7 protein-coding genes are annotated in these 6812 nt (G+C 31.9%); 2 read left to right on the top strand and 5 right to left on the bottom strand.

The genetic code is table 11. The features are described 5' to 3' along the window. Nucleotides 1–200: 200 nt before the first annotated feature. Complete coding sequence (locus RXO53_RS07425) at nt 201–986, top strand: ATP/GTP-binding protein (RefSeq protein ID WP_410713595.1); 786 nt, start codon at nt 201–203, stop codon at nt 984–986. A gap of 43 nt (nt 987–1029) precedes the next feature. Continuing rightward, nucleotides 1030–1839: a pyrroline-5-carboxylate reductase gene (gene proC / locus RXO53_RS07420; RefSeq protein WP_410713594.1), complete on the top strand. Its 810-nt coding sequence runs from the start codon at nt 1030–1032 to the stop codon at nt 1837–1839. A 13-nt stretch (nt 1840–1852) separates the two neighbouring features. On the opposite strand, the gene RXO53_RS07415 is transcribed toward proC, so the two are convergent. From RXO53_RS07415 to RXO53_RS07395, 5 genes are all read right to left on the bottom strand, one after another. Then, nucleotides 1853–3046, bottom strand: a complete 1194-nt coding sequence (locus RXO53_RS07415; protein WP_410713593.1) for an LUD domain-containing protein — start codon at nt 3044–3046, stop codon at nt 1853–1855. A 10-nt stretch (nt 3047–3056) separates the two neighbouring features. After that, entirely contained in the window at nt 3057–3989 is a 933-nt protein-coding gene (locus RXO53_RS07410; RefSeq protein WP_410713592.1) for a heterodisulfide reductase-related iron-sulfur binding cluster, read from the bottom strand. Nucleotides 3990–4059: 70 nt separating this feature from the next. Continuing rightward, nucleotides 4060–4752, bottom strand: a complete 693-nt coding sequence (locus RXO53_RS07405; protein WP_410713591.1) for a hypothetical protein — start codon at nt 4750–4752, stop codon at nt 4060–4062. 426 nt (nt 4753–5178) lie between these two features. Then, nucleotides 5179–6072, bottom strand: coding sequence for a VIT1/CCC1 transporter family protein (locus tag RXO53_RS07400; RefSeq protein ID WP_410713590.1), 894 nt, complete (start codon nt 6070–6072; stop codon nt 5179–5181). A 35-nt stretch (nt 6073–6107) separates the two neighbouring features. After that, nucleotides 6108–6812: alpha/beta hydrolase family protein (locus RXO53_RS07395; protein ID WP_410713589.1), on the bottom strand; the 705-nt coding region annotated here is incomplete at its 5' end.

Here is a 6812-nt window from a genome sequence, read left to right as displayed (position 1 = left end):
ATTTGTAATCTGAAGGGTATTCAAAAGGATCTGAAATCCCCTTTGTCCCTACACTCTCATTTCAATTATTTTACCTTAATTCTTTAATAATAATATAAGACAGTTGATAAAAACATATCATGGGGGACCAATTGCCTGCGTGAATTAGCCCCGCGTCACGGGGTCATGTGTGCGCAGGAGGTCCCCTTCAAGGTGAAATAATGTTCATAATATTACTAGGAACCGCAGGGGCAGGAAAAAGCACTCTAGCTGGAGAACTAAGATCTACAATGGAAGATACTGGTGCAAACGTTGCAATAGTAAACTTCGATCCAGCAGCAGAAAAGTTACCATACGATTCGGATATAGATGTAAGAGATTACGTAAAAATTGAAGACTTTCTTGATAAAGGCTTAGGACCTAACGGGTCTCTTATAAGTGCTGTAGACTCTTTGATAAATTATTCAGATAAGATAAAAGAGGAAATAGATAAAATAAACCCAGATTTTACAATAATAGATACTCCAGGACAATTGGAGTTGTTCGCGTATAGAATAGGGGGCCCATTAGTCTTAAACTCTATTATTTATAATGATAAATCAGTTGTTATTTTTTTAATGGACTCCATATTTTTTGGTAACCCTGCTAATATTGTTTCCATATTAACTCTTGCAAGTTCAGTAAATACTAGATTCAAAAAGCCTCAGATAAATGTTGTTAGTAAATCTGATCTACTTGACAAAGAAATAATTGATGAAGTCATACCAAGATTACATGAAGACGGTTATTTAGAATCTTTATTAAAGGACTCAAAAGATATTGATGGTTATACTCTAGACTTATCGTTAAGCCTTGCACGAGCTTTATATGCATCTGGATATTTCGGTCATATAATGCCTGTCTCTATTTTTAATGAAATAAGCTTAAGATTACTCTACGGAAAAATCCAAGAAATATTAACCGAAAGTGAAGATTATAGAATTTACGACAACGAAAACAAAATATAAAAATTTAAAAGCTTGGGATTTTAGAAAATAGTGGGAATTTAAGTTGGTTGATAGGTCTTTAGCTGTTTTAGGTGCAGGCGTTATAGGGTCGTCAATTATAAGGTCTTTAGTAGGATCTGGAAAAGATTGGAAAATAATAGCTACAGTAAGAAGCGATGAATCATTAAACAAGATTAAAAATATGGGAATAGAAGCAACAAAAGATAATATATATGCTATTAAGAATTCTGATGTTATTATTTTAGCTATAAAACCTTCCCAACTTATAAATTTGGCAGACGAGATTTCCCCATTTGTAAAAGGGAAGCTGATAATATCAGTTGTCGCTGCGGCACCTATTAAATGGTTGTCAAGAAAGCTAATGGGAGCAAAGATAGTTAGAGCTATGCCAAATATAAATTCTGAAACCTCATCAAGCTTTACAGTTTTATCGACAAATTCTAATTTAGATATAGAATCAAAGAAACTGGTCGAAGAAATATTTTCTTCAATAGGTTATTATGAATGGGTAGATGAAAAATACATGAATGCTCTAACAGCTTTAAGCGGAAGCGCTCCAGCATTTTTAGCTGAGATAATAGATGCCTTAGCTTTAGGAGGAATTGCTTCAGGTTTGCCTAGAGACCTAGCATATAAAGCAGTTTTATATACAATGCAAGGAACAGCAAAAACTTTGCTTGAAAAAGGATGGTCCCCCCATTACATAAGAGATTTAGTAATAACTCCAGCCGGAACTACAATAAGAGGGATTATGGTATTGCAGGGAAACGGACTTAAAAGATCAATAATGGAGGCTGTGTTGGAAGCTCAAAAGAAGGCTGATGAAATAGAAAACCACCTTTTTAATACTTAATTTAATATATTATTTAGATATAGAAATAAGACATTTTCAACTTATGTATTAAACTTGACAAAGGTATATCTACTGGGCAAGCAGTATCACATCTCATACAACCTAAGCAGAGTTGTGATAGCTCCGCACCTTTTTCTATACCTTCAGTTATTGCTGTCCATCCCACTCCCATAGGACCTCCATAAACTTTGCCTCCCCATTTGTTAGCTGTTATATCCCACACTGGACAAAATATTTGGCAATTACCACATCTAATACACCTTAGCTGATCTCTTAAAACATCATTTCTAATGGCCTGTTTTCTTCCATTATTCAAAAGAATTAAATGCATTTCAGGAGGACCATGAGCCCCGTAAACCCTTCTATGACCTATATCACCTGTAGAGCTTGGACCTGATATCATGCTTACATACGTAGGAGGATATAATCCTGCATAAGAAGATTGAACCAAAACAACTTTAAATGCATCCAATAATGTAGGAACGATTTTTTCAATGCCTGCTATAGCAACATGCAGTGGAGGTAAAGTTGTTACAAGCCTTATGTTTCCTTCGTTCTCTATTAAAAAAATGGATCCAGAATCGGCTGATATAGCATTAGCACCACTTATTCCTACATCTGCATTTATAAATTTCTCTCTTAAAAAAGGTCTAATTTTAGCTACTATTTGCTGAGGATTTTCATCCCCCTTCAACTCAATATTTAACTTGCTTTTAACTAATTTTATCACATCATTAACAGTCATATGAATTGCTGGTGCAATGGCATGCATTGGCTTACCTTTCTCTAACTGAATTAATAATTGCCCTAAATCAGTTTCCCAAACTTCTTTACCAATTTCTTCTAAATGCTCCCTAACGCCTACCTCTTCTGCGACCATACTTTTAGATAGTATTATTTTCTTTTTCTCTCCTATAATTTTATCCAATACATCTAAGGCATCATCCTTTGTTTCTGCATAATGAGGATTACCATTTATAAACTTCAATGATTCCATAACTCTATCAATATAATAATCAATATTAGATAATACTTTATTTTTTATTTCTTCAACTTCTTTAGCAAGCTTTGGAATTTCACTATGAGCATTTAAAAAATCCAAAACTCTTTTTTCTGACATAGGTACACTGCTTTCTAAGGCCTCCTTAAAATCTTTATTTTTTAAAGTTTCTGAAATATCTACTATAATCTTTTCAAGATAATCCAATCATAACACCTCATAACATCTCTGATATATCATAAACTTTAGCTTTATAATTACTGGCAATTTTGTTTAGATTTATATAACATATAGGACACATTGTAACAATATTACTTGAAATATTACTCAACTCTTCCACTCTATTTTTTGCTATCTCATGACTTAGAGAAGGAAAAATAGATTCTATTGGACCTCCACAACAGTAGGTTATTTTTTTACTTCTTCTTGCTTCTTTAATATCATAACCTTTCTTTGATAATAGCTTTCTTGGAGGATCAATTAAAGATAACCCCCTGGCATAGATACAAGAATCGTGTATCACAACAGGATAACCATTTACTTTATTCTCTCCATTAACATCTATTAATTCTAAATAACTATTTACCTCTATATCAAAGCCATCAATATATTTGGGATAAACATTTTTCAATATATTTGTAGTATGGGGATCTACAGTTATTATTTTTTCTGCATTTGATTGTTTTATTAATTTAAAAACTTTATTTGCATGTAGTTTGAACCTATTTTCATCCCCCATATCATAAAGCAGTACTCCACTATATATATCGTTTTCATAAAGGTATGCAAAATCTATTCCACTTTTCATTAAAAGGTTAGAAATAGAGGTTAAGACATTATATGACCATGAAATCAGTTTTTTATCGGGTTGTACTATTTTATTTATTATTTCTCTAGGAATGTTTCTTGCCAACTTTAAAGCAATATATCCTCCTTCATCGCTTTTTTCCATAGCCATCAAATATAATGACAGAGATTCGATATAAGGAATTAGCTGATACAATGCGCCTGTGTAAAGAATGACCTTACCTTTTCTACTAAAATTAAATTTTAGTGCCCATTTATATGAAAAGTCTTCTGGAACAGGAACCGGATATCCCGTTTTTAAAGTTAATTCTCCCATAAAATCTATGAGTTCTCTAACTCTCAATTCTATTGCCCATTTATACTTAAATTATAAAATTTTTAAGTTTATCTTAATAGGCATTTCATATAAATAATTATTGATTAATACTTAAATTCCAAGATTTCATATCTTCATCGTAAAAAACTAATCCTTTCTTAACTAATTTATTAAACAATTTGCTTCCATTTTCACCGAAATCTGATGCTAAAAGGTCTTCAACCTCTTTAGGATCTTTTATAGCTATAGTAGCCAACTTAGATCTAAATCTATCCCAAAAATCTTTATCTAAAGCAACTCTCTCATTATCCAAATAAATGACTATTGCCCCGCTGCTCTCAAGTTTCTTAAAGTATGCATCAGGATACCTTAACCATTGTACATCGTCTGAAAAAATAACTCCTTGTTCCTTTAATATCTCAATAGCTGTTTTCTTTTTGGACTTTGGCTCTTCTTTTTGTAATGGTTGCTGTGATTTCTCTATCTTAGTTTCTTCTATGCTTTCAACTAAATCTGCTATTCTTGATGATAAATCATCTATTTTTTGAGTAAAAGGATTTAATAAATCCTGCATAACTCTTTCAATCCTTTTCGATATAGTCTCTATCAATTCCTTATTTAATTGAGACTGCTCTACATTTCCCTTTTCAACTGATGAAATAATTAACTCTCTCAAATAGTCGTTCGGCAAAGAATAGCCCTTGGATTTAGCAATTTTTGATAGTATTTTATAATCTTCTTCAGGAATTTCTAATTTTATAACAACGTTTTTCTTTGAATTTATTTCCAAACGCTTCACCATTTAATTATTGAAATACAAAGTTAATAATCTGATATACTCTTAGTCCAAAAATTCTAATGAATATTAAATAAACATAATTAAAGTACGAAATTAAAATAGTTGATAAAATGAACAGCAAACCTTACCCTTTAGGAGGGGGTAAAAACTTAAATATTTTTTCTGAAAATAATAAAAAATGAATCCAGGTCTATCAACTCTTAGAAAATGATAAGCAAGAGCCGATTTCTCCCGCAATATCTTGTCGGGGATAATAGAGTAGCACCCGTAAAAGGGGTGTAACCCTCTAGACCTCAGGAAACTCGCCCTTCAGGGCGGGAGTAGGTCAGATCATTATTGCAAATGAATTCTTTTTTTCATTGATATACCTTTATGGTAAAATTTTTTTAAGGTTATGTAAAAATAAAAGATCCTTTATTATCCAATTAATGCTTTTATTCCGAATATTTTTCCAATCAAGTCACCAAAGAAAAATCCAGCTATAGCAGTTAAGAATAGCATCAATAAGCTCTCTATTATCTCTTTTGAAAATCTTTGAGTATGTATTATTGAAGTATAATAAGTGAATCCACTTATCATTGAAGTTGCAAAAAATAGGGAAATAACAAATGCTTCTAATATGTTTCTGAGTAGCAAATATGGTAAAGCTAATATTACAACTGTTAATAAATAACTAAGCCCGGTAACAGTTGCACCTGCTGATGCTCTTATAGATTTTTCTTGCTTAGCTTGCAAATACGCAGCCCCTGCCATTGATAAAGCTGCAGAGAAGCCTACTACCAAACCTGCGACTCCAGCTATTATGGTTTTATCTGTTGCGCCCAAGAATCCTGCATGCACACCAGAGACTTCGACTATTGCATCAGCAAGTCCTAAAGCAACATAACTCAAATATTTTACTCTTATATCTTTTATGTCTCCTATAATTTGCCTTTCATGAGCTTCTTCATCTTGAATAATTTTCTTTAATGTGGACTTTTGTCTATCATCTTCTAGTTTATCTAAAAATTGTCTGTATTCATCTATTGTAGCAGATTCATTATTCTCTAAAACTTGTAAAGTAAAGACAGGACCAAAAAGCCTATATAAGATCCTAAATAATAAACCCGGCTTTATATCGGCTTTACATTCATGACCTGTTAAACTTTTCCAAAAATTATAATGCTCTAATTCTTGTTCTGATAATTTATTTAAGTCTTCTTTAATTTTATTATCTTTACTATAATTTGATAATGTTTTATACAATAAGAATGTATTTATTTCATCCTTACAATATTTTTCTGCTTTTTTTAAATCCTCTTCTGTTAACATTTGTAGCACCAATAGATATAACTAATAAAAGTTTATTAACTTAAGTGATTTTTAAGCCATTCGGCCATAATTTCCATATATTTTATCCTTGTTTTTGGTTTACCACTTCTTGTAAGATCATGATTCTCTCCAGGAAATAGAGCTATTTTTGTTTCTATTCCTAACTCTTTTAAGGCTATGAATAATTGCAATGCTTGCTCATATGGGCATCTATAATCTTCTAAAGCATGCATTATAAGTAATGGTGTTTCTATCTTATCTGAATAAAATAAAGGGCTTTTTTCTTTTATTTTATCAAAATCTGTCCATGGATTCTTAATTTCTAATTGGTCTGATGCAAAGTGCCATCCTATATCGCTAGACCCATAAAAGCTAAACCAATTGCTACAACTTCTTTCAGTTATGGCCACTTTAAACCTATTCGTTTTTGTTATAATCCAGTTAGTCATAAACCCCCCGTAACTTCCTCCCATTACGGCACCTTTATTTGGATCTAAGGATTTATTTTCCTTCAAGGCATCATCAACTATGCGCATTAAATCAGAAAAATCTATTGTTCCATACTTACCTCTAATGTCAGCAAACTCCTCAGTATAAGAATCACTACCATGAGGATTACCATAGATAACATTATATCCTTGAGATGCAAGATAATGAAATACAAAATTAAAAGAATAGCCATAAAACGTTTTAGGACCTCCATGAATATACAGTATCCATGGTGCATTTTCTTTATTCTC

Origin of the sequence: Caldisphaera sp. (assembly GCF_046536515.1) — an archaeon.
In the GTDB taxonomy this organism is placed as follows: Archaea; Thermoproteota; Thermoprotei_A; order Sulfolobales; family Acidilobaceae; genus Caldisphaera.
The sequence above is the reverse complement of the archived record's forward strand: the minus strand, read 5'-3'. Positions and strand labels throughout refer to the sequence as shown.

Excerpts from the sequence above, each read along its gene's own strand:
- RXO53_RS07425 (WP_410713595.1), top strand. The coding sequence starts at position 201 with ATGTTCATAATATTACTAGGAACCGCAGGGGCAGGAAAAAGCACTCTA.
- RXO53_RS07400 (WP_410713590.1), bottom strand. The coding sequence starts at position 6,072 with ATGTTAACAGAAGAGGATTTAAAAAAAGCAGAAAAATATTGTAAGGAT.